The organism is Lewinella sp. 4G2 (assembly GCF_001625015.1).
GTDB lineage: Bacteria > Bacteroidota > Bacteroidia > Chitinophagales > Saprospiraceae > Neolewinella.
Map to the genome: position 1 here is coordinate 2,374,717 of NZ_LVWJ02000014.1, position 23,894 is coordinate 2,398,610.

Consider the following 23,894-nt stretch of genomic DNA (forward strand, 5'->3'; position numbering starts at 1 on the left):
CCCGCTATTTTATCCTTTACTTTGCACCCGCGACAGCGCCAACTCCTTAGTCCCCCATAAAGTCGGGGCGCAATAAATTCTGCTGGCATGATTCAATCCCTGCGTCTAGGCATTTGCCTTTTATGTGGACTCCTACTTACGACCTGTTCCGTTCCGCTGAGCGAAAAGAGCCTGCTCGTGATTGGGGACAGCAACGGTGAACGGAAGGGGTGGGTGTACCAATTGCAGGACCTGCGCGAAGGTGGCCCACTCGTCAATACCTCCATTAGTGGTAACACTGTTGGGTTCAGCTACGGTGGCAGCGAATTGCGCACGAATACACTGGAAAACCTGACGAACTACCTGCGCAAAGGCTACGCCGAAATGGGCAAAATCGACGAGATCCTGATCGGCCTCGGCACCAACGACTGTAAGGTGGAATTTCGCGGCCAGGAAAGCGACGTGGCGACTAATCTCGAAACGTTGCTCGACCGCACCGCCGCATTCTTTACCGAACGGGGGCAAAAAATGCCCCGGATTGTCATTCTTTCGCCGCCCCCCCTGAACGACGTCGGCGTGATGCCCCTGTTTGCGGACGCTACGGCCTGCGTGAAGGACCTGACTGAGCGGTACCGGAAAATTGCAACCGAACGTGGGCACTGCTTCGTTGACCTACAGGCCAACCCCGGCCCCTCAGTGCTGGAATACAGTAAGGATGGCATTCATTTTAGCCGCGAAGGCTACGTGATGATCGCCCGCAGCGTCCTCGATTCCTGCTACTGATTTTTCGATTGATTGCCCCCAGAATACCTTAAGTCTATGCGTACCCTTCTCACCTCGGCCCTCCCTTACGCCAACGGTCCACTACACCTCGGCCACCTGGCTGGTGCCTATCTGCCCGCCGATATTTACGCGCGTTACCTGCGGCTGCGCGGGCGGCAAGTGCTCTGGGTGTGTGGTAGCGATGAACACGGCGCGGCCATCACGTTGCGGGCAAAAAAGGAAGGCATCAGCCCCCGGGAGATCATCGATACCTACCACAACCTGAACAAGGGAAGCTTTGAATCCCTGGGCATCAGCTTTGACTACTACCACCGCACGAGCGCTCCCCTGCACCACGAGACCAGCCAGGATTTCTTCAAAGCGCTGCTCGAAAAGGGCGACCAGTTCGAGGTCAAGACCACCGAGCAGTACTACGATCCATCAATTGACCAGTTCCTGGCCGACCGCTACATCAAAGGAGAGTGCCCCAACTGTGGCAACCCCGAAGCTTTTGGCGACCAGTGTGAAGTGTGTGGCCGCGACCTCAGCCCCACCGAATTGATCAATCCCGTTTCCGTAGTGAGTGGCGCCAAGCCAGAACTGCGGGAGACCAAGCACTGGTTCTTCCGCCTCGACGAGCACGAAGCCTGGCTCAAAGAGTGGATCCAAAACGGCACCGTGGACGGCCAGCAACTGCACGATCCCAAAACCTGGAAAAAGCACGTGATCGGCCAGTGCATGAGCTGGCTCAATGAAGGGCTGCACGCCCGCTCCATTACTCGCGATCTTGACTGGGGAATCCAGGTACCCGTCGAAGGCGCCGAAGGAAAAGTGCTCTACGTTTGGTTCGACGCCCCGATTGGCTACATCTCCGCTACCAAGCAGTGGGCCGCCGAAAACGGTGGCAACTGGGAAGATTGGTGGAAGGGGGAGGACTCCCGCCTCGTCCATTTCATCGGTAAGGATAATATCGTTTTCCACTGCATCGTCTTCCCGGCCATGCTCAGCGCCCACGGAGAGTACAACCTGCCGGAAAACGTGCCGGCGAACCAGTTCCTCAACTTTGAGGGAGGCAAATTCTCCAAATCCCGTGGCTGGGGCATCGAGCTCCAGGAATACATCGACGAGTTCAAGGATTTCCCCAATGCCGCCGACGCCCTGCGCTGGGCCCTCATCCGTAACCTGCCCGAGCAGCAGGACGCCGACTTTACCTGGGACGGCTTCACCGAATACCACGACAAGGACCTGGCGGATAAGCTGGGCAACTTCATCAACCGCGTAATGGTGCTGATGCACAAATACTACGGTGGAAAGATCCCCGAAATCCACCTCGCCACCGACGACGTGATCAACGTAAACGCCAACGTCTTTTCGAGCCTACGCAAGATCGGTGACGACATCGAAGCCTACCGTTTTAAGGACGCCGCTACCGCCTTCGTGGAACTGGCTACCTACGGCAATACTTACCTGCAGGATGCGGCGCCCTGGACGCTCTTCAAGGCTGACCCCAACGACCCGGCCATCGCCATCACGATGTACAACAGTGCCCAGATCGCGGCGGCGTTGGCCATTGCGGCGGCGCCCTTCATCCCCGAAGCATCGGCGAAACTGCGCGCGGTACTGCTTCAGAAGGAAGCGCAAGCCAGCGACTGGGAACTGGCCTTCGTGCTCCTGCAGAAGGGGCAGGCTTTGCTACCGAGTGGCCACGAGATTGGCAAGGCAGGTGTCCTCTTTCCCAAAATCATTGACCGCAAGGACGATAGCCGCAACGCCATCATCCAGTTACAACGAAATAAAATGGCCAGTGCGCTCGCACTACGTGAGGAGGAAGAACTGGCCGCTGCGCCGGTTGTTGCGGAGCGGGCACCAGCCAAAGCGGAGATCACGTTCGATGATTTCCAGAAGTTGGATATGCGTACGGCGACCATCCTCACCGCGGAGAAAGTCAAGAAGTCCAGCAAGCTACTTCACCTGACGATCGATCTTGGTAACGAGGAGCGTTCCGTCGTGTCCGGCATCGCCAAGCACTTTAGCCCGGAGGAAGTCGTCGGTCGCCAGGTGGTCACCGTTACCAACCTCGCGCCCCGGAAAATGGCGGGGGTACTGAGCGAGGCCATGATACTGATGGCGGAAGACGATACGGGTAAACTGCAGTTCATCAGCCCACCCCCCGGTTTCGGAAATGGCTTTTTAGTCAGCTAGTTATTCATGCAACACAAGGGGGCGCTGCCGCAGGTGCGAAACAATTTGATTGACAATGTGTCAGTCTTGTTTGTGTTTGAGTGACATTATGGCGTAAGGAGTGTACGACGATTGTTTTGGAACGGAGCTTGCCTTAATCGGGGCGTACACTTTCGTACGTAAGCTAAAATTCCGAACGATGAAACTTGTAAATTATAACCGCCCTTTCCCAACTGATGTGTTCCGCTTCTTCGATGACCACCGCACTCAGGCCCGCCAAGCGCAGCGCCCCGCGGTAAATATCACCGAGATGGACGATGCATTCGCCCTGGAACTCCTTGCCCCCGGCCGTAAGCGTGATCTCTTCAACATTGCCTTTAACGAGGGCACGCTCGAGATTTCCTACACTTCCGAAGCCGCTGGCGAAACTACTGACGCCGGTACCGTTCGCCGCCGTGAATTTGAACTGAAGGACTTCACCCGTTCCTTCAAACTCGACGACACGGTCATTGACGACGAAGCAATCAACGCTACCTACGAGGATGGCGTACTGCGCCTGACGCTTCCCAAGCGTGAGCAGGCATTGCCAAAAGCACCCCGCCAAATTGAGGTTGCTTAATTTGCTTGAGCAACTCACGAAAAAGCCCCCACGGAATGGTTCCGCTGGGGGCTTCTTTATTGCTCTTCGACGATGAGGATGACGGAGTCCCTCCCAAGCGCAACTTGTAAAAATTGTTGGAGGGCTGCTTTCTCTTGCTTGATTGCCTTTAGCGGCGGCCTTCTGCCGGGACGTTCTAAACTTACCACGGCTAATGGCAAATCACCATTAGAGGATAAGGTGTCACCACTAACCTTGGCCCGCGATAGCGCCAGGTTTGTCACCATGGGGAATTGTTCGATTAACTGTCTTCGGGTTCTATTGAACGCTACGGTGTCGCGAAACTGAGCGGGTAGCTCCTCCAATTGTGCTACCTCCTGCGCTAGCAATTGCAAGCGGTACTCTACGTCGGACAGTCTCGTCTGGTGGTTACTTACCGTTGAGAGTTTACGCTGAATGGAAGCCATGGCACTGGCGCTGAGACTAGTATCCGTTACAATACGTGCGTTTGTCAAGCCGTAGGGAGGTTCGCGTAAGATCTTGGTGTAGTGATCAATGCTATCCCGGCTCATCAGCCGATTTTTGATGGGGTAGATCAACAAGGGGGCCGCCTTATTCTCTCGATCCAGCAAGTAAGAGGAGGAGCTGGCGGGAAAAAACGTCTCCGTGAAACTCTTCGCCGCCTCGTTTTCGCGTAGCCTCACAAGAACGTCACTCAGGATGTAGACACTGGGGATGATCATCAGAATACTGATGGCTCCAACGATGAGCATACTCTTGCGAGCGTCCGCTTTAGTGAGGTACTTCCGGTAGGGGAATCGCAACAGCCGGATGATGACGTAGGCCGTCGCCGCAATGAAGAAGGAGTTGATGAAGAACAGGTAGCTACTCCGCCAGAAGACCTGAAAACCAGCTGCGGGGTCAGTTAGGGCTAGTGCAATCCCATACCCAGCAACACAGAGCGGGGGCATCAACGCCGTAGCGATGGCTACACCCGGGATGGCGTTCGTCTTATCCTTGCGGGTAACGGAAATGATACCAGCCAGCCCGCCAAAGACGGCAACGAGGGCGTCGAGAATGGTCGGTTCCGTCCGCGCCTGCATCTCCGGTGTAAAGGTGTCAATGGGCGTTAGCGCGAAATAGAGTACACTGGCCGTGAGGGCGATGGCGATGGAGATACCAAAATTCTGGAGGGCCTTCCACAGCAGTGGCGTATCATTTGTACCCACGCCGAGCCCGATGCCGAGAATCGGATTCATTAACGGGCTGATGAGCATGGCCCCGATGATGACGGCGCCAGAGTTCAAATTCAAGCCGAGGCTGGCGATCAGGATGGAGCAGACGAGCATCCACGCATTGGAGCCCCGCATTTGCTTACCGCTGATGATGGATTCTACGGCCCCGGCACGGTCGCTACCGGTCCGTAGGTCCAGGAAATCATGGAACCATTCCGCGAGGCCTTCACCGGGGGTGACTTCCTTTTCGTTGGTCGAAGAGGGAAGGGGAGTAGCGGGATGTTTAGGATCCTTGGGGTCTGCCATACGAGTAGTGAGGTGGTGCCGCGCACCGCCGATGATGAAAGGCCGTAAAAGTAGGAATTGGGACGGACCTAGCGGCGCTTGGCGGCTACTGGGCGGAGGGTGCCTCCCTGTTGGCCGGTGGTCTCTTCCAAGTAATTGAGGTGGGCACCATCTCCCTGGTCGAAGATGTCATCACCAATGATGGACTCGTTGCCGATGAACTTACAATTTTCGATGACGGGCTCGCCCTTGCCGGAATCCTTACGAATGTTGAAGATTGCGGCCCCGTTGATCAGGGAGACGTTGTCGATGAATTGACAGCCGATCAGCATGGGGGTGGTTTCTCCGTTGACGGAGTTGTTCGTCAGCCCCGCGCCGGTACTGCTGGCGTTATCGATGAATTCGCACTGCTCGAATACGGGGTTAGATAGTTTACCCTCGCCGTCGTTGTAGACGCCGCCACCGTTGAAGTCGGCGGTGTTGGTAACGAATTTGCAGTTAGAGAAAAGCGGCCGTCCACCACGGATGAGTACCGCCCCCCCGTTGTGTGCCTTGTTGTCTTCGAAGGTACAGTTGATGATCTGGTGTTGGGTGGTATAGTCCCCATTGCTCAGGACGATCATGCCGCCACCAGCGCTTTTGGGTGATAGCCCATCCTGGTAATTCTTACTATTGCCGCCGATAAGGTTAAATCCATCAACGACGCTGGATAAGTCTCCGGCTGCTTCCAGGGTCATTACGGTGTGCGCGTTATCGTCGTGGTTATGTGCTTCCCCTAGTTCTCCGCTTAGCGTCGACCGCCCGTCAACGGGCCGTTGCTGTAGTGATTTTTCCTTTCCACGGAAACCTCCGTAAACCTTTACACCCGCGGGAACGGTGAAGGTGGCGAGCGGATTGTTACTTGTAGAAGTTGGGTAGGTACCCATTGCCACCCAGATTTCGTCTCCTGCGACTGCGTGATTCAGTGCCTGGCGTAAGGTGGTAGCCCTGGACCACTTTTTCCCCGTATTCTTCGCCTTGGCGTTGGGGGTGACGTGGTAGATCATCGCATTCATCGGGATGATGGAGACGAGAATAATAACAGCCGAAAGTAGGTACTTCAAGTTTTCCTATAATTTACCTAATGTGTAAAGACCGCTCAATTGCGGTGGTTTCTTGGTAGTTCAAGTGTCTGGGTGAGATATGACATCGGGTAAAAGGAAATCCGTCGGCAAATAAAACGAACCTGAGGCTTGAAATTGTATTCTTGCTTTCGGACCGTGTGCCGGAAAAACTAGGCTAAAAATCGAACGCCCAAAACTAGCCACTTACTCGCTAATTACCAACAGTTTAACGGCAAATTAATTATCCGAGCCGGCGGAGCGCTGCCGCAATCTAGCGGACATTATTCCTTAAGTGCGGATTGTATTGTACTTTTATCGTGTATTCCAAGCTAGACCCTCCGGCATTACTCATGGTGCCCAAGAAATAACCAACTCACAACATCAGCTCCGCCCCCAGCGCGGAGCGTACCGACGACCTACCATAGTATGAGAATACTTTTACCATTTCATAGAATCTCACTCATGAATTCTCCCCGCTCGCTCCTGGTAGCCCTCCTACTGGTAGGGCTGTCCTCCCTGTCTTATGGCCAGGATTTCCACTACTCCCAGTTTTACAACGCACCGCTGCACCTCAATCCGGCCCTCACCGGAGTGTTCAACGGTGATGTTCGTTTTATGGGCAACTACAAATCCCAGTGGGTGGACGTACCGGTGGATTACCAAACCGTGACGCTGGCAGTCGATAAGCAGTTCCGCAAAACAAGCAATCCGAAGGGATTCTTCGCAGGTGGCCTTGCTTTCAATTACGACAATGCCGGTGATAGTAAGTTGACCTGGTTGAACCTGGACCTGAACGGATCCTACACCCGAGCACTATCCCAAACGGCCTTTGTCACCATTGGTGCCAAGGCAGCCGTGATCCAACGGAGTTTTGATGAAGGTGGCCTCCGGTTCGACCGTCAATTCGATCCGGTTCGTGGAGAATACGTCGAATCCCTTCCCTCACAGGAGTCCTTCGACAATACCAGTCAGATCTTCCCCGATTTCAGCGCCGGTATCAACCTTCGTTTGCAGAGCAAGCAGACGGATTACCTGGTTTTCCGCAATAACCGCCGCAGCAAGGTGGACCTTGGTGTTGCCCTTCACCACATCACTCAGCCCGAGCAGGCATTCTACGATGATGATGATGCACCCCTCGAGCGCCGTTTGAGCCCATACGTAAATGCTACGCTTCAAGTCCTCCCCATCGTTGACGTGGTTGGTAACATTACTTACCAGAACCAGGGAGCTTTCTACGATGAACTCGTCGGTGTACTGGGTGGCCGGATCTGGCTAACTAACAAGCTGGGCCGCCAGATCAGCCTGATGGCTGGCATGGGTCTTCGCCGCGATGCTCGCCAGGATGCCTACTGGCCTACATTCGAGGTAACCTATAATACGTTACGGGTAGGCCTCAACTATGATTTCAATACAAGTGCTTTCGACATCGCCACGGAAAACAAAGGTGGTCTGGAACTGTCAGTACGCTACATCATCCGCAAAGCTCGCCCACTCCCCGAGTTTAAGGTTTGTCCACTGATTTAAGCATCCAACTACTAGAGATCCATTATTATGCAAAGATTTATATACCTAATTGCACTTTTGTTCCTCGCGTCAGTTGCGCTTGATGCTCAGAACCAAAGTTTCTCCGGCTACATCGAAGCCGGCGATCGCGCCATGCAGAAGGACGATCACTATAATGCCTACCGACTCTACTCAATCGCTGCAGAAGATGAGTGGGATGGATCCGCTGGCCGCAAGGACCGGCTTTCCGAGGTTTACTACAAAGCAGGTGTAGCCGCTTACAAAACGGCTGCCTACGAACAGGGGCAGATGTTCCTGATGAAGTTTGATTCTACTTCAAACAAGGGAGACTACCCACTGGCCAAGTACTACCTCGGTGCCAACCAGTTCCGCCAAGGATTCTACGACCAGGCCGTCGCTAGTTTCCAGACCTTCCTGGATATGCAACCTAGTGCGGATGCGAAAATGCGCATGGATGCCACCAAAAAGATTAAGGACTCCAACTGGGCCATCGACCAACTCGCCAAGGCGGAGGACATGCAGATTCGCCACCTCGGCACGGATGTTAACTCTGATGACTCTGATGTCGCTTACACCCGTGGGCCAAACAATACCGTTTACTTCTCCTCCAATAAAATGGAGTGGGACGGTGATAGTTTGACGCCAAACCGTACCATCAGTAAGATCTTCAAGCAGACGGGAACCGCTGGCATTCAGCCCCTCGCAGAAGGCATCAACGTTGCGGACAAAAATGTTGCGCACACCGCCTTCACGAAAGACATGAAGATGGTGTACTACTCCGTCTGTGACTTCCGTGACTACGATCAACTCCGTTGTGACTTGTATAAGGCTAACGTAGGTACGGACGGTAGCTGGACCAATGGCTCCATGCTGAAGATCAATCAAGCTGGCTACTACACCGGCCAGCCAAATGTTGGCGTCGATAAGAATACCGGCGATAGCTACCTCTTCTTTTCGTCCGACCGCCCCGGTGGTGTAGGAGGGCGCGACCTCTACCGTGCTAGCCTCAGCGCTGACGGTACCGTCGGCACCCCCGAGAACTTACGGGACATCAACACGGAAGATGACGATGTCACGCCCTTCTGGCACGAAGGCCGCAACACCTTGTTCTTTGCTACGGATGGTCGGTTCACCTTCGGTGGCCTCGACATTTACCGTGCTTCTCTTTCCGGCACCTCCTGGAGAGAACCCGTCAACCTCGGCTCTCCCATCAACTCCGCTGCTGACGACGCTTACTACGTACAGTACGACGAGACGGAACAGGCCTACATGGCCAGCCGCCGCCAAACTGGTGAAGCCATCTACTACGAAGATGCCAAAGAGGTATGTTGTTACGATATCTACGAGTTCACGCCTCCAACGGGCATCGAACTTAAAGTACTCACCTTCAACGACCTAACTAAGGAAGAACTCGAAGGTGTAACCGTAGCGCTATACGAGATGACTCCCGGTGGCCCCGTCCTCGTTGAAGAAATGACCAACCTCACCGGTAACGGTTTCGACTTCATCGTTGAGCCCGGTGGTAAGTACCAACTAAAGGCTACCAAGGATGGATTCACCACTGCCATGGATGAGTTTGATCTGAACAGCCCCGAGCTGGTGGACGAAACTTCCATCGAGCGGATGATGTACCTCGCACCGGCAGTCAAATTGGATGTATTCACCTTCAATAACGTCGATGAGCAGCCGCTACCCGGATCTACCATCAAGTTGTACGAAATGGCAGATAACGGAGCGCTCACCCTCATTGATGAGGTAACCAACACCGGCGGTAACGACAGCCACTTCGAACTGGAGATCGGTAAACGCTACAAGGTGGAGGGCATGAAAGCCGGATTCGGCGAAGCTTCTACGGAAGTTGATCTCCGTGACTACGATGCCAACAGCGGTTCAACGACCATCCGTAGAGATCTGTACTTAGGGCAACAGCTCGAAATTCGGGTCATCGATGGTATTACTAAAGAGCCACTCTCCAATGCCGCCATTCGCTTAGTGAAGCGCAGCGGTAAATTGGTTGGAGAAGACGTCAACCCCAATGGTAACGACTTCTACTACACCGTGAATCTGGACGAACCCTTCTACCTAAACACTACCCGCGACGGTTACTTCCCCCGTCGGGATACGCTGACCTTTACACAGCAAGATCTGATCGATGGTGGTGGTAAACTAGTGTTCATCGTTCCACTCTTCCCAGATGACCCCGCTAAGTTCCTTCCGTTTGAAGTGTATTTCGACAATGACTTCCCGGATCCAGACGCCTACAGTTCCAGAACGCGCCGCAACTACGAGCAGACCTACTACCCTTACCTCGACCGCCAGCCCGTATTCCGGGAAAAGGCATCTGAGGGAATGGACAACCAGCAAGCTTTCTTGACGCGTAATAAGATCGACCAATTCTTCGATACGGAGGTTCGTGCTGGTTGGACTGAATTAACCAACTTCAGTGACGCACTGATCGCTTACCTGGAGCGTGGCAACACTTTCAATCTTGAACTGGCAGGCTTCGCTAGCCCCCGCGCCCCGACGGAATACAACCGCCGTTTGAGTGCACGCCGTAATATGTCTCTCGAAAAATTCTTCCGCGCTTACCGTGGAGGCGTGCTGGGTGGCTACCTGGATAGCAAGCAACTGACCCTTTCCGAGACCGCGTTTGGTGAAACTACCGCGAAACTCGAAAAGATCTACGAGCGCATCGACCGTGAACGTGAATCAATCTACAGCACCGAAGCATCGCTTGAGCGCCGTGTAGAATTGCGTAAGCCATTGTCCACGTCCAAGAAATAATCTCCTCAGCGACTTTTAAAGTATTCTACCGTGAAAACAATTCTAAATCAACGCTTCTCCGCTGTGGCAGGTAATCTTTTTACCCTGGCTTTAGTGGCACTGGCATTTTCTTTCTCTATTAACCTCTCTGCTGCCGGCATCCGGGACGTTGCGCCTACGGCCGCTGATGCTCCGGTGATGCTCGAGGCAGAGAACGATGACCTAGGCAATTTCGCCTCTTTTGACTCCGAGCCGTTCAATCGTCTCGTAGCCACCATCACTAATCCCGGAGAAACCCTCTTTATGGGCCTCTCTGCAGAAGCCAACCGGGATGGTGATTTTTACACCACGCTTTCCGTATCGCGTTACCGCTTCCGCGTTCGCCGCATCAACGATGATGGCACACTGACTGTTGTACACGGTCCTTTCACCGTGGATAACAACAACGCCAACGTTAATGATTGGGCGGGTGCCGAATACGGTGTCTACGCAACTGATGCGATGCAGAATGGTGAATCTATCTACGCATTTACCCCAACGGAAGCTGGTGACTACTCCATCGAATTTAGTGACCTTCCCCCTGACGTCAACGGTCGCCTCTTGATCCCATTCTGGGACTTCACGGTAGCCGACGCAGGTGGTGCCGCTATTGATGGCCGTGTTTGGTCACGTAGCTGGTCCTTCCGTACCCCACCAATTAATGGGGAAGACCTACCACTCTGTGAATTCGACCGCCCCTTCAACGGTGATCTCTACTCCTACACGGATGACGGGTTCGTATCCCGGATCGACTTTACCAATTCTGGATTCATCGGTTTGTCCTTTGACGTTGCCTTCAACGCTACTGGCCCCGGTACTTCTGGCGATCTCGCTGCGGACCGGATGTCCGTACCCGGTGTCAATGCTACTGGCCAGGCTGCTCGCTTCCCCATCTTCCTTACGCTTCCCGACGAGGCAGCGTTCCCAAGTGGAGAATGTGGAACGGTGACGGTTGCTGACCAATTCAGCTGTAACGGCCCCGATGAGTTCTGTCTTGACGTTAGTGTGTCCAATCCTGGGCAAGCTGACGTAATCCTTGACTTCGACGGTAACGGCATGTTCGACGAGGGAAGCAACGATGTACTTCTAGTATTTGAATTCACGGAGGACAACTTAATGGCTTGTATCCCTTGGGATGGTCTGCGTGGTGACGGTACTCCCGCAACGGATGTAGACACTGTCGATATCTTGGTGAACTACTCGCAGGGTGTCCAGCACTGGGCTGTATTCGACGTAGAATTCATGAGCAATGGCTTCTGTGTAGAAACCGTCCGCCCAGCTTGTGCGGCCACCGCAAACAACATCCTTTACTGGGATGATCGCGACATCACGGAAGATCCGGGAACCGGTGCACCAAAAGACGCCCGTAACGGCGCCGTTTGTGACGAGACACCACGCTCGTGGGACTTCTTTGAAATCGCTGCCGGTCAAAACTGTCGGAACTTCCAGGATGATGAGACCGTCGGTTATGGCGATAAGAATACGCTTAATACCTACTGGTTTGCTAATACTACCGTCGAGTTCAGAGCCCGCGTACCCGTCGTATCCGTTCGGATCGAAGGTGAGTTGCAAATTTGTGAAGGAGGTGAGACGACGCTTACTGCGATTGACGAATCCACTGCAGGAATTGTTTCTTACGCCTGGACGGGACCCGGGATCACTGGTGCCGTTACGGAATCAGTGGTGGTGACCGAGCCAGGTGAGTTCTGCGTCACGGTTGTCAGCGACAATGGTTGTTCCAATACTGTCTGTGTCACCGTGGAGGTTATCGACTTTGACGTGACTGGCTTCCCCGACGATCTGTTCATCTGTTTCGGTGAATCCATTCAGTTTGACCAAGCTGGTTCTGAGGACCTCAACTACAGCTGGTCACCCACCACGGGCATCGATGATCCTAACTCAAATGACCCAACATTCTCTCCGGAAGTAACTACGGAGTACATCGTAACAATCTCCAACAACGGAGGGTGTGAGGCAATGGACACCGTACTCGTGACCGTATCTCCAGAGATCGGCCTTGAAGTTAACGGTGGCGGCCCCATCTGTGAAGCAACCGCTACGGTAACGGCTACCACGGTCAATACGACTACCATTGAACTACTGGATGCTGACGGCAACGTCATTAACACGATGAGTGGTACCAATGCCAGCTTCGAAGTAAACGTAAGCGGAGCTACGGACTACACCATCCGTGCCACTAACGCGGACAATTGTACCGAAGAGATCGACTTTGACGTCACCGGCGGACCCGTTGACATCAGCCTCCCCGATACGATTATCTCCTGTCTCAGCCAGGACCTCGAGCTATCAGTAGAGAACCTTGACCCTAACGATGTCCTGACTTACAGTTGGACCCCCGCCGACATCTTTGCTGCGGGTACCGAAACGACGGCTAACCCCGAATTTGTCGGTGATGCCGGTATTTACGATGTAACGCTAGTTGCTACCAATCAATTCGGCTGTGATACCGAAGAAATGGTTACCCTGATCGTGATTGACGAAGACGATGCACTCAGCTTCACTTCCGAAACCGACTGTGATGGTTTGACGGTGAACTTCACCAATACCAGTACCGTAGATTTCGGTTACCTCTGGTTGTTTGGTGACGGCAGTTTCAGCCGCGAAGCGAACCCAACCTACACTTACTCTTCCGTTGGAACCTTCGAAGTAACCCTCACACTCTTCATCGACCAGGAGTGCGTTAGCGAGTTTACCACTACGGTAACTACCGTAGAAGACCCACTCGTGCCGGAGTTCACGGCTGATCTGAATAACTGCGACGGTACCTCTGCTACTTTAGACTTCACCGACCAGACTACTAACCTGACTGGTGGAGATCTTAGCTACAGCTGGACTTTCACCGGAGGTACGCCAACCACCTCTACGGATGCCAACCCCTCACTTACCGTGACGGAATCCGGAACGGTAACGGCCACATTGGTCGTAAATACTTCCAACGGTTGTTCCGATGAAATTATGCGTACGGTTACCGTAGAGCTTAACGAACTCGAGCTTACCGACGTGACCATCTGTCCGGGAGAAAGCACCGAGCTCAATCCCGGTGGAGAAGGTGATGGCCGGACCTACACCTGGTCACCATCTCCTGATTTCGACCCTAGTGAGAATAACCCAACTACTTCTGTGGCTGGTATCTACTCCGTAACCGTTACGTCCAACAATGCGGACTTCAACTGTGAAACGGAAACGACCGTAGAGGTAGTCATTGCCGATAGCATCAGCCTAATCATTAATGGTCCCGACGGCCCCCTTACCGGCCCAAATGCGCCTGACCCAGGCACTGGTGGCGGTGGTACCGGTGGCGGCGGAACCGGCGGCGGTGGCGGAACCGGTGGTACACCTGGCATCGTAATCCCCACGGTACAAACCTGTGGTGAAGACGTTGAACTGACGGTAGACCTTAGCGATAACGGAGACAATACCATCACCGTTACCTACACGGACATCAATGGTAACCCAATTGGCGATGGCACCGGAATCACCCTTACTCCTAACGGTGTTGATACGGTCATCGTTACGGGTACTAACCAGTTCGGTTGTACGACGATGGACACCATCGCGATCCAGAACAACCAAGTGGACGCTGCCATCGACGCTGATTTGGCGGGCATCGCTATCTGTGGCGGTACGGATACATCGCTCACGGTAGTCAACAACCGTGAAGGTGACGAATTGACTTACGCCTGGGAGGCCAACGATATCATCAACGGCCCACTGAATGAGGCTACAGTTATGATCACCACCCCCGCTGAAGGTTCAGTGGACCTCATGGTAGAAGTGACTAACCAGTTTGGTTGTGATACCACCATCACGGTTACCATCGCTGCGCAATCTCCCCCAACGCTCGTACTTAACGAGGTTAATGCCTGTGCGGGAGATGATGCTCCGCAGATTATTGCCGAAGGATTTGATAGCAATCTAGATTACACGTTTGAGCCAGCAGGTTCAGTCATGTTCGACGGTGAAGGCCGTCCAATCTTCGTCGGCACGGAAGACCAGACCATTACCGTCACCGCTACTGACCCTGAGACAGGATGTTCAACTACCGAAACGACGACGGCTACCTACCGTGATCTGAGCGGCCTCGGTGGCACAGCCGAACCTGACATGATCATTCTGGGCGAAACCTCTACGTTGACCGTTACCGGATGTGACGACTGTGATTACGACTGGACTATTCCTAACGGAAGTATTGATCCCGATGACGGATCAACCGTAGTTGCCACTCCGGATGCACCCGGTGACTTTGTTTACATGGTGGATGTATCCTCCAATGGGTGTACTGAAGTGGTAGAAATTGCCCTTCTCGTCGAAGATCCCGTTTGTGATGTAGACCGCGTATTCGTACCGAATGCCTTCTCACCAAACGGGGATAACATCAATGATGAGCTTCGGGTACGCTCCAACTTCGGTGAGCGCCTCACTGAGTTCCGCTGGATCATCCACGACCGGTGGGGACAGGAAGTCTACGCTAGCGATTCCTTCCTGGAAAGCTGGGATGGTACGACGGACGGCGACCGGCTGGAGCCCGATGTTTACGGCTACTGGCTGCGCGTAGTTTGCCCGACGGGTGAAGAGCTCATCCAGCAGGGTAACATCACGATCCTGCGTTAAGCGATCAGACCCCCGCGCTTGAATCCGCCGTCCAATGATTTGGGCGGCGGATTTTAGTTTTAGCTCGTTCATTGGTTAACGGTTCGTCTTCCATTTGGCCTGCACCTGCGGCAGCGCCACTCAATTATTCGCGCGCTTATTGGGATATACACACCACTTTGATTTGTCCCGCCTAAGAAAATGCGAGTGACACCAGAGTGCTTACATAGTTGGCTAGCGACTATCTTTGCCACCCATTACCAAAATCCTCTTCCATGATCAGCTACTACGCCTACCGGGGCACGCGTTTGGAAGAAGTGCCGGCGCTGGAAAACGACTGTTGGGTACACCTCTGCCCGCCCTTTGCACCGGATGAACTCAAAGGGGTCGCCGAGCGCCACGAGCTACCGATTGACTTCCTCACGGACCCACTGGATATTGACGAACGCTCACGTTACGAACGGGAGGAAGAGAATCGCCTGATCGTAGTGAATACCCCCGTTTTGTCCCGGGAAGAGCAGTCAGAAGAATCAAATGAAGGCATTTACGTGACGGTACCACTCGGTATCATTCTCACCGGTGGCTATCTGATCACGATTACCAGTACCGAAGTGCATCCTGTCCTGCGGCTCTTTACGGATAACAAGCTTAAGAACATCGACCCCGCTGACCAGGCAAAGTTCGTACTGCGCATTCTGGAGAATACGGTTTACCGGTATTTGACCTGCCTGAAGCGGCTCAACGTAAAGCGCAATCTGATCGAGCAGGAACTGTACGAAAGCAGCCGAAATCGGGAACTTAAGCAACTCCTCAGTATTGAAAAATCTCTGGTCTACTTCATCAACGCCCTCAACGGTAATGAACTACTGAAGGCTAAAATGAAACGTACGGATTTCTTGAGAATCCGCCAGGACGAAGACCTGACGGACCTTTTTGAAGATATCGTGATTGACAATGGGCAGGCCCTGGAGATGGCGCACATCTACACCAATATCCTGAATGGCACCATGGATGCTTACGGTTCCATTATCAGTAACAACCTGAATATTACCATTCAGCGGCTTACGCTAATCACCATTGTCTTGACCGTACCGATGGTAGTAGCCTCATTTTTTGGCATGAACGTCGCGGTACCATTCCAGGGGCAGAGCAACCTGCTGGCGTTCCTGGGCATCATTCTCATTTCTATCCTGCTGAGTTTCGGAGTCATCTACTACTTCCGCAGCAAGCGCATGTTCTAAACATGGCGCTGCCGCGGGTGCAAAGTAATGGAGATAAAAAAGGGCGACCGTCCACCAGGAACGGCCGCCTTCAGCAATTGGGAGTATGATGAATTAATACAAAATCTTAATTGATAATCAACTTCCGGGTTCGGTAATCACCGTTGTCAAAAGCGAAGCGTACGGTGTAGGCACCAGCCGGTAGCCGGCCGAGCCCAAGGTTGATTCTGGTATCCCGACGGCCCAGCAAATTCGTGGAGTCTCCCGCTACCCGCTGGCCCGCAGCGTTGAAAATAGAGAAGCTGACGCGGCCATCAACGGGAGCATATACCTGAACGGTCGTCGCCGCCGTCGCCGGGTTCGGGAATGGATTTCCGACGGACCACTCACCAAGGGCACTCCCCTTCAACCGCGCGGTCTTGACGGGAGAATATTCAAAAGCACCGTCCAAGTCACGTTGCCGTAGGCGGTAGTAGTACAAGGGGCCAACCGTAACATCCTGATCGCTTAGTTCGTAAGCGCGCACGCCCGACCGATCGGAGCTAGCTGCGGGAACCCAGCCAATGCGGCTAAAGGTTTGACCATCCATACTACGCTCGACTTCGAAACCTTCATTATTGGTTTCGTTCGCCGTCTGCCAAGCCAGATCGATTGACTTCTGCTTACCGGTGGCAGTGAAGTCCATTAGATCAACCGGTAGGGAAGCCGCACAGCCATTGGCGATTGGAAGGTACACAAAGCCAGGGTAGAGAAGGGTGCGGATATCAGCCTCAGGAACTTCGAACCAATCCTTCAGAATGGATCCGTACACATCACGGAAGTCATACTGCATGGGGACGCCGGCATCCTGATCCACCTCAATATCGATGGTGGGGTTGTCGCCCAGTACGGTACCGCTGACGCAGTTGCCAAAGATGAATTGTGGAGCCGCCGTACCGTGGTCGGTGCCCATACTGTTGTTCTCCTTGATGCGCCGGCCAAACTCACTGACGGTCATACCCATCACGCGGTCGGCGATGCCCTGGGCTTCGAGGTCATTCTGGAGGGCGGCAATGGATTCGGATAAGTGTTCCAGCAGATTGCCGTGGTGGCCGGCACTGGAATCGCCACCTTCTACCTGGGTAGCGTGGGTGTCAAAACCATTAAGGGTGGCTACGTAAACCTGAGTCCTGAGGCCACCGCTAATCAGCCGGACGATGTTCTGGAACTGGTTTTGTAACTGCCCCTCGGGGTAAGTAGCGGTGGTAGTACCCGCAACGGCGGCGTTGTTGATCACCGTACCGTACTCATTCGTTTGCTCGATGGAGATTCGCAGAAACTCCAATTCATCACCGTAGGCATCGTCGGGGATCGGCGTATCACCCCCGGGGGAGAGAAAAGTCAGGTTGAAGGGGTTCTGAACCGTTTGGCTCAGGTTGGTCACTACCCCCTGGCACGTAGCATTGGCTACGTTACCCATGGAAATGGCCGGAGGATCTGTCTGCGTAGTGTTCGGGTAACCATCGGGGAAATTGGGAAAGTCCACATCGAGGTGGCGGGCCAGCCAGCCGGTATCCAGTTCGGTTGTTGCGTCCGATCCGGTACTCCAGATGTCGGTACTGCGGAAGTGGCTACGATTCTGATTGGGGTAACCCACATCCTGAATGATACTCATCTTTCCCTCATTGAAGAGCTGCTGCATGCCGCCCATCCGGGAGTGCAAAGACAAACTGGTCGTAAGCGCTTTCAACGGACCAGTAGCCTGGTGGGTAACGGGCCGAACGGCTTGGTAGGCACCCAATTGGTCAGTAGGAATGAGCGTATTTAATCCGTCGTTTCCGCCGTTAAGCTGGATAAGGATAAGTACCCGGTCCGAATTACGCGGCAACAGGCTGGTAAGGAAGGAAGACCCCGCCGCCCGTACGCCGGGAAGGCCGGTGAGCAGGGGGAGACTTAGCGCGCCACTGCGGCGCAGGAATTTTCTACGATCCATGATCGGTATATTTTTGCGAAGGCCACCGTTGCACTAATTGCCGTGCAAGCGGAAGGCAGCTCCGGGATAGTTACTATTGAAGGTGGAATTCAGCCATGCTGAAGAGGGAGCGGTAGAAGTCCTTGATCTTGTTGCGCAAGGGGTTCACCGTATCCGGATCGAAGGGGCTATCCAGGTAGTTGTTCCACTGAATCGTCCACTCGCCGTCTTCCTGGCCCTGGAGGAGTTGGTCCTTGAGGGCATCAAATTGGTCGGGGTGCAAGTCTCGCGGTAGGAAGATCTCTATGGACTCCTGCACTACTTCGTTGACGTCCGCCGGATTACTGAGCGCCTCCATGAAGCCCATCCAGTCGAAGGGGCGTGGGTCGTAGTCGCCGTCATTCGTCTGCGTGTACAGTCCCCCGTAGGTGAAGCTATTTACCGTGCGGCGCCGTTCCTGCAGCATGGAAGAGCTGATCCAGTTGCGGTAGTAGTTTGGCGTTTGGTAGTAGGCCTTCCAGCCAGCTACGGTGGGCGGGTAGAGGAAGTCCATGTTTAGGGAGTCCCCTTTCCAGTGGTAAGAGCGGCCGATATTGTAGATCGTCCAGATCTCAGGAGAGTTCTCGTTGCCCACGAGGTTAAGACCGAGGTGAGTGTACCCGCCTAATGGCCGGGCAATCGAGAGCATGTACTCGTATGGATTCTTGATGATGGGCCCGCGAACCGCCATGTCGTAAAAGTGCTCGCTGCTGAAGAGTAGACGAAGCGTTGACTCCATGCTGAAGTCATTATCGATCATGTGTTGAGCGAGGGGCTCAATAACGTCCGCCTCGATGGCGTCGGTAATGTCGTAGTACACGAAGAAGCGGTAGATCTCCCGGCACATAGCGCGGGCCGTTTCGGGTTGGTCGAAGATGATGGCGATGAGATCCTTATACTCATTCTCATCGTTGTTGGGGATGATGGCATTCCCGAACTTCTCGCTCAGTTGCTTGATGTTCTGATTCGGATTATTGGGGTCCGTCTCATCGTCGTGCCACTCTGCGAAGAAGTAGCTCTCTACGGGGATGTCCTCCTCACTCCACATGCCACGGTTGCGCCAACCGGTCAAAATCCGGGCCGCTACTTTAATGTCCTGCTCGGTGTAATGGGTGTAATCACCGGGAGCAATCTGGGGACCTTTTTGAATGGTAAATAGCTCCAGGAGTTCCCGGGCGTAATTTTCGTTGGGTTCCCACTTGTTGGAGTAATCACCGTTCAGGAAACGCAGCATGGCGGGGTGCACGGTGATCTTTTCGATCATCTCCTTGTAGCTGCCGGCGCCAAACTCCCGGAAGAGTTGGATGTACTGGTACTGCGCGCGCTGCTCACCGACGTCGGACATACCAAAGTGGTTGATCCAGAACATCGCCAGACGCTCCATGATGGTACCGGGCGCATCGATCAGGTGGTTCCAATACCAACCCCGGAGCGAATTGGAACGGTACGGGCCGACGTCAACGTTAGGGTTACGCGGCGAATTGACCCAAGTCTGACCCACGGCTACGTAGGGGTCATCGGGGAAGAAGTGATTAACGGGTGGGGCCGGGACGACGGGCGTCGCGAATAGCTTATCCAGGGTAGCGTCGAGGCCGTCAGCAACGGCATCATTAATCTCTACGGGTTTTGGGCCCATAATGCAGCGGCGTAGTAAATGGGCTGCCTGGGCCTTCTCCCACGGTCCGGTATAGGGGGACAGACCGGATACGGCAGCCGGTGCAACGGGTGCAGTGGATATAGTCACAATAAAAATTATTTAGTTACAAAAGCAGGTTCCTTCCGCTCGCCGTTGCGAGCAGTCCAGTCAAGATAGTGATTTACTGTGGGGTTGGTTTACGTAAGCCGACGACAGTTGCCGTGCAAGGCGCTCCGTCGTAATTCGATTCTAAAGATAAGGCACGCACGGTCAACTGTGCAAGATTTTAACGTCTGCATAGTGCTAGGGTTCCATCACGTGTGCCAAATTCTGTGCCTGGCAAATGTCGCTACGTCCGGGTTTGGCTACAGGACGGAGGCAAACTGCTTCAGGAAGCGAACGTCGTTCTCAAACATCAACCGGATGTCCGTGATGTTGTAGAGCAGCATGGCCTGGCGTTCGATGCCCATCCCGAAGGCGTAACCGGTGTACTGTTCGGGGTCGATACCGCAGTTGATGAGCACCTGGGGGTCCACCATTCCGCAGCCCAGGATCTCCAGCCAGCCGGTTCCTTTAGTGATGCGGTAGTCATGCTCTGTTTCGAGGCCCCACCAGATGTCCATCTCGGCGCTCGGCTCGGTGAAGGGGAAGTAGCTGGGGCGCAAGCGGATTTTCGTCTTGTCCCCGTACATCTCGCGGGCGAAGTGCAGCAGGGTCGCTTTCATGTCGGCAAAGCTGACCTTTTCGGCGATGTATAGTCCTTCCACCTGGTGGAACTGGGCGTGGCTCCGCGCGCTGATCGTCTCATTACGGTACACCCGGCCGGGGGCAATGATGCGGATGGGTGGCTTTTCGTTTTCCATCGTCCGGGCCTGTACGGAACTGGTGTGCGTCCGCAGCAGCATGTCCGTATTATTCGGTCCGGAAGGCATTTGCTCACCAACGTAGAAGGTATCCTGCATATCGCGGGCGGGGTGGTCCTCCGGCGTATTCATGGCGGAGAAGTTGTGCCAGTCGTCCTCTACTTCCGGCCCCTCGGCGACGTTGAACCCAATGCGGCTGAAAATACTGATGATCCGGCGCATCGTCAGGGCAATCGGGTGGCGGCTGCCCAGGGGCATCGGCTCACCCGGCGCCGTCAGATCCAACCCGGCACCTGCGTCAGCGCCCGCTGCTTCCTGAATAGCGTCCTGCAGTTGGTCGAATTTTTCCTGCGCTACCTGCTTAGCCTTGTTCACGAGCTGGCCGAACGCACGCTTCTCCTCATTGGGGATGTTGCGCATCTCGCCCATCAGTGGCTTCAGCGTGTTCTTGGAGCCCAGGTACTTGATGCGGAAAGCTTCCACTTCCTGCGCCGTCGCGGCCGTCGCGCCATTGATCTCATCGATGATCGCTTCTACGCGACCGAAAACTTCGTTTGCCATATCGGCCGCAAATATAGCGCATTCGGTGGCGGCTTTTAGTGCGTTCGCACCTTGCTAATCCTAGTTTGGGCGCTCGCGCGGGTGCGATGAAATGGGGGGTAAATAAGGGTGAGCGTGGCGCTAGAGGAAACACTTTAGAGCCTCCCGGTATCCTCTTGCTAACTTGCGCACGCTATGTCGAGAGATCGGATCGAAACCTACCGGATATACCTCTACCTACTCTTCCTGGCCGGTGCCCTTTTCGGATTGGTGATCTCCCCACCCGTTCTTTCCATCGGGCTAATCGGCATCGTGGTGCTGGGCCTGCTGGACCCACTGAAGGGCCTAAATCCAAAGTGGCGGGCCGAGATTGGGGAATGGATTAAAAGTCCACTTCCCTTAGCGTTGATCGCCCTCTACGTTCTCCTACTCCTGGGCGGCTGGCAAACGGAAGACTGGCCCTACTACCTCGAACGCCTCCGCATCAAGATCCCGCTGCTGAGCCTCCCCTTGATCTGGCCGGGCCTGCCAACGTTGGACCGGAAGACCGGTAATTTGATCTTCGGCGGATTCGCTCTCTTCCTGGGCGTCGTCCTGCTGGGGGTATTCGTCAACTACGGATTTCACTTTGCGGAGATCAACGAACTCATCAGCCAGGGCCGGCCGATGCCGGTGCCGCGGAACCACATCCGATTCAGTTTGCTGGTAGCGATGGGTACGTTCTTCGCATACTACGCAGGACAACGGAAAGCGCTGGGCTACCAAAAGCGTTGGTGGGGCCTGGCCGGCTTCCTTTTTGTGGGGCTTCATCTCCTGGCCGTCCGCAGTGGGTTGGCGGGGGCGTACGCCGGGGTAGGGGTACTGATCCTGGCGGAGGGCTGGCGCCGGGGAACCTGGTGGCCCGCCGCCGTCGCCATCGCCGGATTGATCCTGCTGCCCATCGTCGCCTACGTAGCCGTCCCCAGCTTCCGGACGAAGATGGATTACGTCCGCTACGAACTCCTCCACCGCGACGTCAACGTAGACCAGCATGAGTACAGCGACGAGGGAAGGATGACCAGCATTCGCATCGGCTGGGATATTTTTTTAGACCATCCGCAGCTGGGAATTGGCCCCGGTAACCTGCTGCAGGAAACGGACCGCCGCTACACCAATATCGGTCTCGGCCCCAAGGGGAAACGACCCCACAACCAATTCGTCAGCGCCCTGGCCGGTAGCGGCCTTCTTGGTGGAATCATAACACTGGGTAGTTTCTTGGTACTGGCCCGAATAGGTTTCCGCCGGCGTGATCCGGCATACCTCGCCATTTGGACGGTCTTTTTCCTGAGTTGCCTGGTGGAGAATACGCTTGAGAATACGGTAGGGGTATCGGCTTTCGCGTTGATTTTGCTGCTCGTGGGAACCAGAGAGCCACCGGCTACAAATGAGCAACCCGACGCTCATTCCTGAACGCCGGGTTGGCAGTAGTTGGCTATCGTCTGTTTGTAGGGATCCGGAACATTATTCCATCCCCATCACCAGGTCCGCTTCCATGACCTCCGGGTCCTTGCGGAAGTGCTTTTTGATCTTGCCGAAGAATTTTTCGTGTTCCTCGTCGGCGACGTGCTGCTCGAAGTAGCTGTAATTCTCCCAGCATTCCATGGTTGCAAACTTGCTCGGGTCATCCTTATCGCGGATGAGGTAGAAAAAGAGGCAGCCCACTTTGGCGCGGCTGGCCTTGGCGTGCTTCTTGAAGATGGGGTAGGCTTTGTCGGCCTTCTTGAGATCGAACTTGGCGATTAGGTAAAGTTGCTTAGACATGTTTGGTGCTTTGGTATTTTAGTTCTTTGGTGCGGCAATGCGCTCTCCGCACACTGCACCAAAGAATCTGAGCACGCAATTGTTGCTGCCTATGGGTATCCTGCACCAGAAAGTTGGTCCGAATTCAAGAAGTTTGCACCAATTACTCCGGCGGGTCGAAAAGCCGGAAGGAATCGAAAAATTTATTTGCCGCCTTGTTCGGTCCGGACGATTTGAGGCTGAAGACCTTCAGTTCGTAATACCGGTTACCTGCCACGACGGCGAGCGTCCGGGCGGTGGCGCCGTCATTGTTGTAATCGATCCGCCACTGGCGGCCCGGGTAATTGGAGATCGTTTTTTCGGAGGCGTAGACGAGCGTCCCACCCACGGAGCGAATGGCTTCTTCTTCGGTCGTGGTCAGGAACTCCTGCACCAGTTCCGTACTATCGTGGTGAAGGCTGCCCGCCGGGTAATCGACATAGCTAAGGACGTAAATCACGTTCTCCGCCTTGCGCGGGTCCGGCGTTTTAAAGAAATAGGTGTGGAAGGCTTGCTGGCCCAGTTCCGTCTCCAGGCTATCCACCTGGTGCTCGAACTCCTGGGGGGAGAGGAGTTGAAAACGGCCGTCCGCATTGTTAATTTGGTCCCAGTACCGTGTCTGCTCCCAGGTCGCCTCGTACTTCTTCGCCGACTGAGCCGTTTGGGCGGGCAGCAAGGTCGGAAGGCACAGTAAGAGAAAGAGGACGTACTTCATACGAGGAATGACACCAGGTCTGCAAAAGGGTT

The 23,894-nt window shown here is 54.5% G+C and carries 15 protein-coding genes; 8 read left to right on the forward strand and 7 right to left on the reverse strand.

Going from position 1 to position 23,894, the window contains the following annotated elements; translation table 11 throughout:
• Nucleotides 1–87 precede the first annotated feature (87 nt).
• From A3850_RS10135 to A3850_RS10145, 3 genes are all read left to right on the forward strand, one after another.
• A complete protein-coding gene (locus A3850_RS10135) occupies nucleotides 88–762 on the forward strand; it encodes a GDSL-type esterase/lipase family protein (RefSeq protein ID WP_068216154.1) in 675 nt (224 codons plus the stop codon).
• Between the two features lie 36 nt (nucleotides 763–798).
• Nucleotides 799–2,943, forward strand: coding sequence for a methionine--tRNA ligase (metG, locus tag A3850_RS10140; protein WP_068216156.1), 2,145 nt, complete (start codon nucleotides 799–801; stop codon nucleotides 2,941–2,943).
• Between the two features lie 178 nt (nucleotides 2,944–3,121).
• Nucleotides 3,122–3,541 carry an Hsp20/alpha crystallin family protein gene (locus A3850_RS10145; RefSeq protein ID WP_068219655.1) on the forward strand — a complete coding sequence of 140 codons (420 nt, stop codon included), beginning with the start codon at nucleotides 3,122–3,124 and terminating at the stop codon, nucleotides 3,539–3,541.
• 56 nt (nucleotides 3,542–3,597) lie between these two features.
• On the opposite strand, the gene A3850_RS10150 is transcribed toward A3850_RS10145, so the two are convergent.
• Together A3850_RS10150 and A3850_RS10155 are read right to left on the reverse strand one after the other, a co-directional pair.
• Nucleotides 3,598–5,061: a DUF389 domain-containing protein gene (locus A3850_RS10150; RefSeq protein ID WP_068216158.1), complete on the reverse strand. Its 1,464-nt coding sequence runs from the start codon at nucleotides 5,059–5,061 to the stop codon at nucleotides 3,598–3,600.
• 68 nt (nucleotides 5,062–5,129) lie between these two features.
• Nucleotides 5,130–6,143 carry a right-handed parallel beta-helix repeat-containing protein gene (locus A3850_RS10155; protein WP_157501046.1) on the reverse strand — a complete coding sequence of 338 codons (1,014 nt, stop codon included), beginning with the start codon at nucleotides 6,141–6,143 and terminating at the stop codon, nucleotides 5,130–5,132.
• 462 nt (nucleotides 6,144–6,605) lie between these two features.
• Here A3850_RS10155 and A3850_RS10160 point away from each other — a divergent pair, with 462 nt between their 5' ends.
• The 4 genes from A3850_RS10160 to A3850_RS10175 all read left to right on the forward strand — a co-directional run bounded on the left by A3850_RS10160 (nucleotide 6,606) and on the right by A3850_RS10175 (nucleotide 16,321).
• A complete protein-coding gene (locus A3850_RS10160) occupies nucleotides 6,606–7,667 on the forward strand; it encodes a PorP/SprF family type IX secretion system membrane protein (protein ID WP_068216162.1) in 1,062 nt (353 codons plus the stop codon).
• A gap of 27 nt (nucleotides 7,668–7,694) precedes the next feature.
• Nucleotides 7,695–10,451 (forward strand): hypothetical protein, encoded by a 2,757-nt coding sequence (locus A3850_RS10165; RefSeq protein ID WP_157501048.1) that lies wholly within the window; start codon nucleotides 7,695–7,697, stop codon nucleotides 10,449–10,451.
• Nucleotides 10,452–10,481: 30 nt separating this feature from the next.
• Nucleotides 10,482–15,101 (forward strand): PKD domain-containing protein, encoded by a 4,620-nt coding sequence (locus A3850_RS10170; protein ID WP_157501050.1) that lies wholly within the window; start codon nucleotides 10,482–10,484, stop codon nucleotides 15,099–15,101.
• Between the two features lie 254 nt (nucleotides 15,102–15,355).
• Nucleotides 15,356–16,321, forward strand: coding sequence for a magnesium transporter CorA family protein (locus A3850_RS10175; RefSeq protein WP_068216168.1), 966 nt, complete (start codon nucleotides 15,356–15,358; stop codon nucleotides 16,319–16,321).
• Nucleotides 16,322–16,427: 106 nt separating this feature from the next.
• On the opposite strand, the gene A3850_RS10180 is transcribed toward A3850_RS10175, so the two are convergent.
• The 3 genes from A3850_RS10180 to pheS all read right to left on the reverse strand — a co-directional run bounded on the left by A3850_RS10180 (nucleotide 16,428) and on the right by pheS (nucleotide 21,350).
• Complete coding sequence (locus A3850_RS10180; RefSeq protein ID WP_068216170.1) at nucleotides 16,428–18,272, reverse strand: DUF1501 domain-containing protein; 1,845 nt, start codon at nucleotides 18,270–18,272, stop codon at nucleotides 16,428–16,430.
• Between the two features lie 73 nt (nucleotides 18,273–18,345).
• The gene (locus A3850_RS10185; RefSeq protein WP_157501052.1) at nucleotides 18,346–20,034 is read right to left on the reverse strand and encodes a DUF1800 family protein; all 1,689 of its coding nucleotides are present in this window, start codon (nucleotides 20,032–20,034) and stop codon (nucleotides 18,346–18,348) included.
• A gap of 257 nt (nucleotides 20,035–20,291) precedes the next feature.
• Complete coding sequence (pheS, locus tag A3850_RS10190) at nucleotides 20,292–21,350, reverse strand: phenylalanine--tRNA ligase subunit alpha (protein WP_068216176.1); 1,059 nt, start codon at nucleotides 21,348–21,350, stop codon at nucleotides 20,292–20,294.
• A 174-nt stretch (nucleotides 21,351–21,524) separates the two neighbouring features.
• Here pheS and A3850_RS10195 point away from each other — a divergent pair, with 174 nt between their 5' ends.
• The gene (locus tag A3850_RS10195; RefSeq protein ID WP_068216178.1) at nucleotides 21,525–22,778 is read left to right on the forward strand and encodes an O-antigen ligase; all 1,254 of its coding nucleotides are present in this window, start codon (nucleotides 21,525–21,527) and stop codon (nucleotides 22,776–22,778) included.
• Between the two features lie 51 nt (nucleotides 22,779–22,829).
• On the opposite strand, the gene A3850_RS10200 is transcribed toward A3850_RS10195, so the two are convergent.
• Nucleotides 22,830–23,129 carry a putative quinol monooxygenase gene (locus A3850_RS10200; RefSeq protein ID WP_068216180.1) on the reverse strand — a complete coding sequence of 100 codons (300 nt, stop codon included), beginning with the start codon at nucleotides 23,127–23,129 and terminating at the stop codon, nucleotides 22,830–22,832.
• 142 nt (nucleotides 23,130–23,271) lie between these two features.
• Entirely contained in the window at nucleotides 23,272–23,862 is a 591-nt protein-coding gene (locus A3850_RS10205; protein ID WP_068216182.1) for a hypothetical protein, read from the reverse strand.
• Nucleotides 23,863–23,894: the final 32 nt, after the last annotated feature.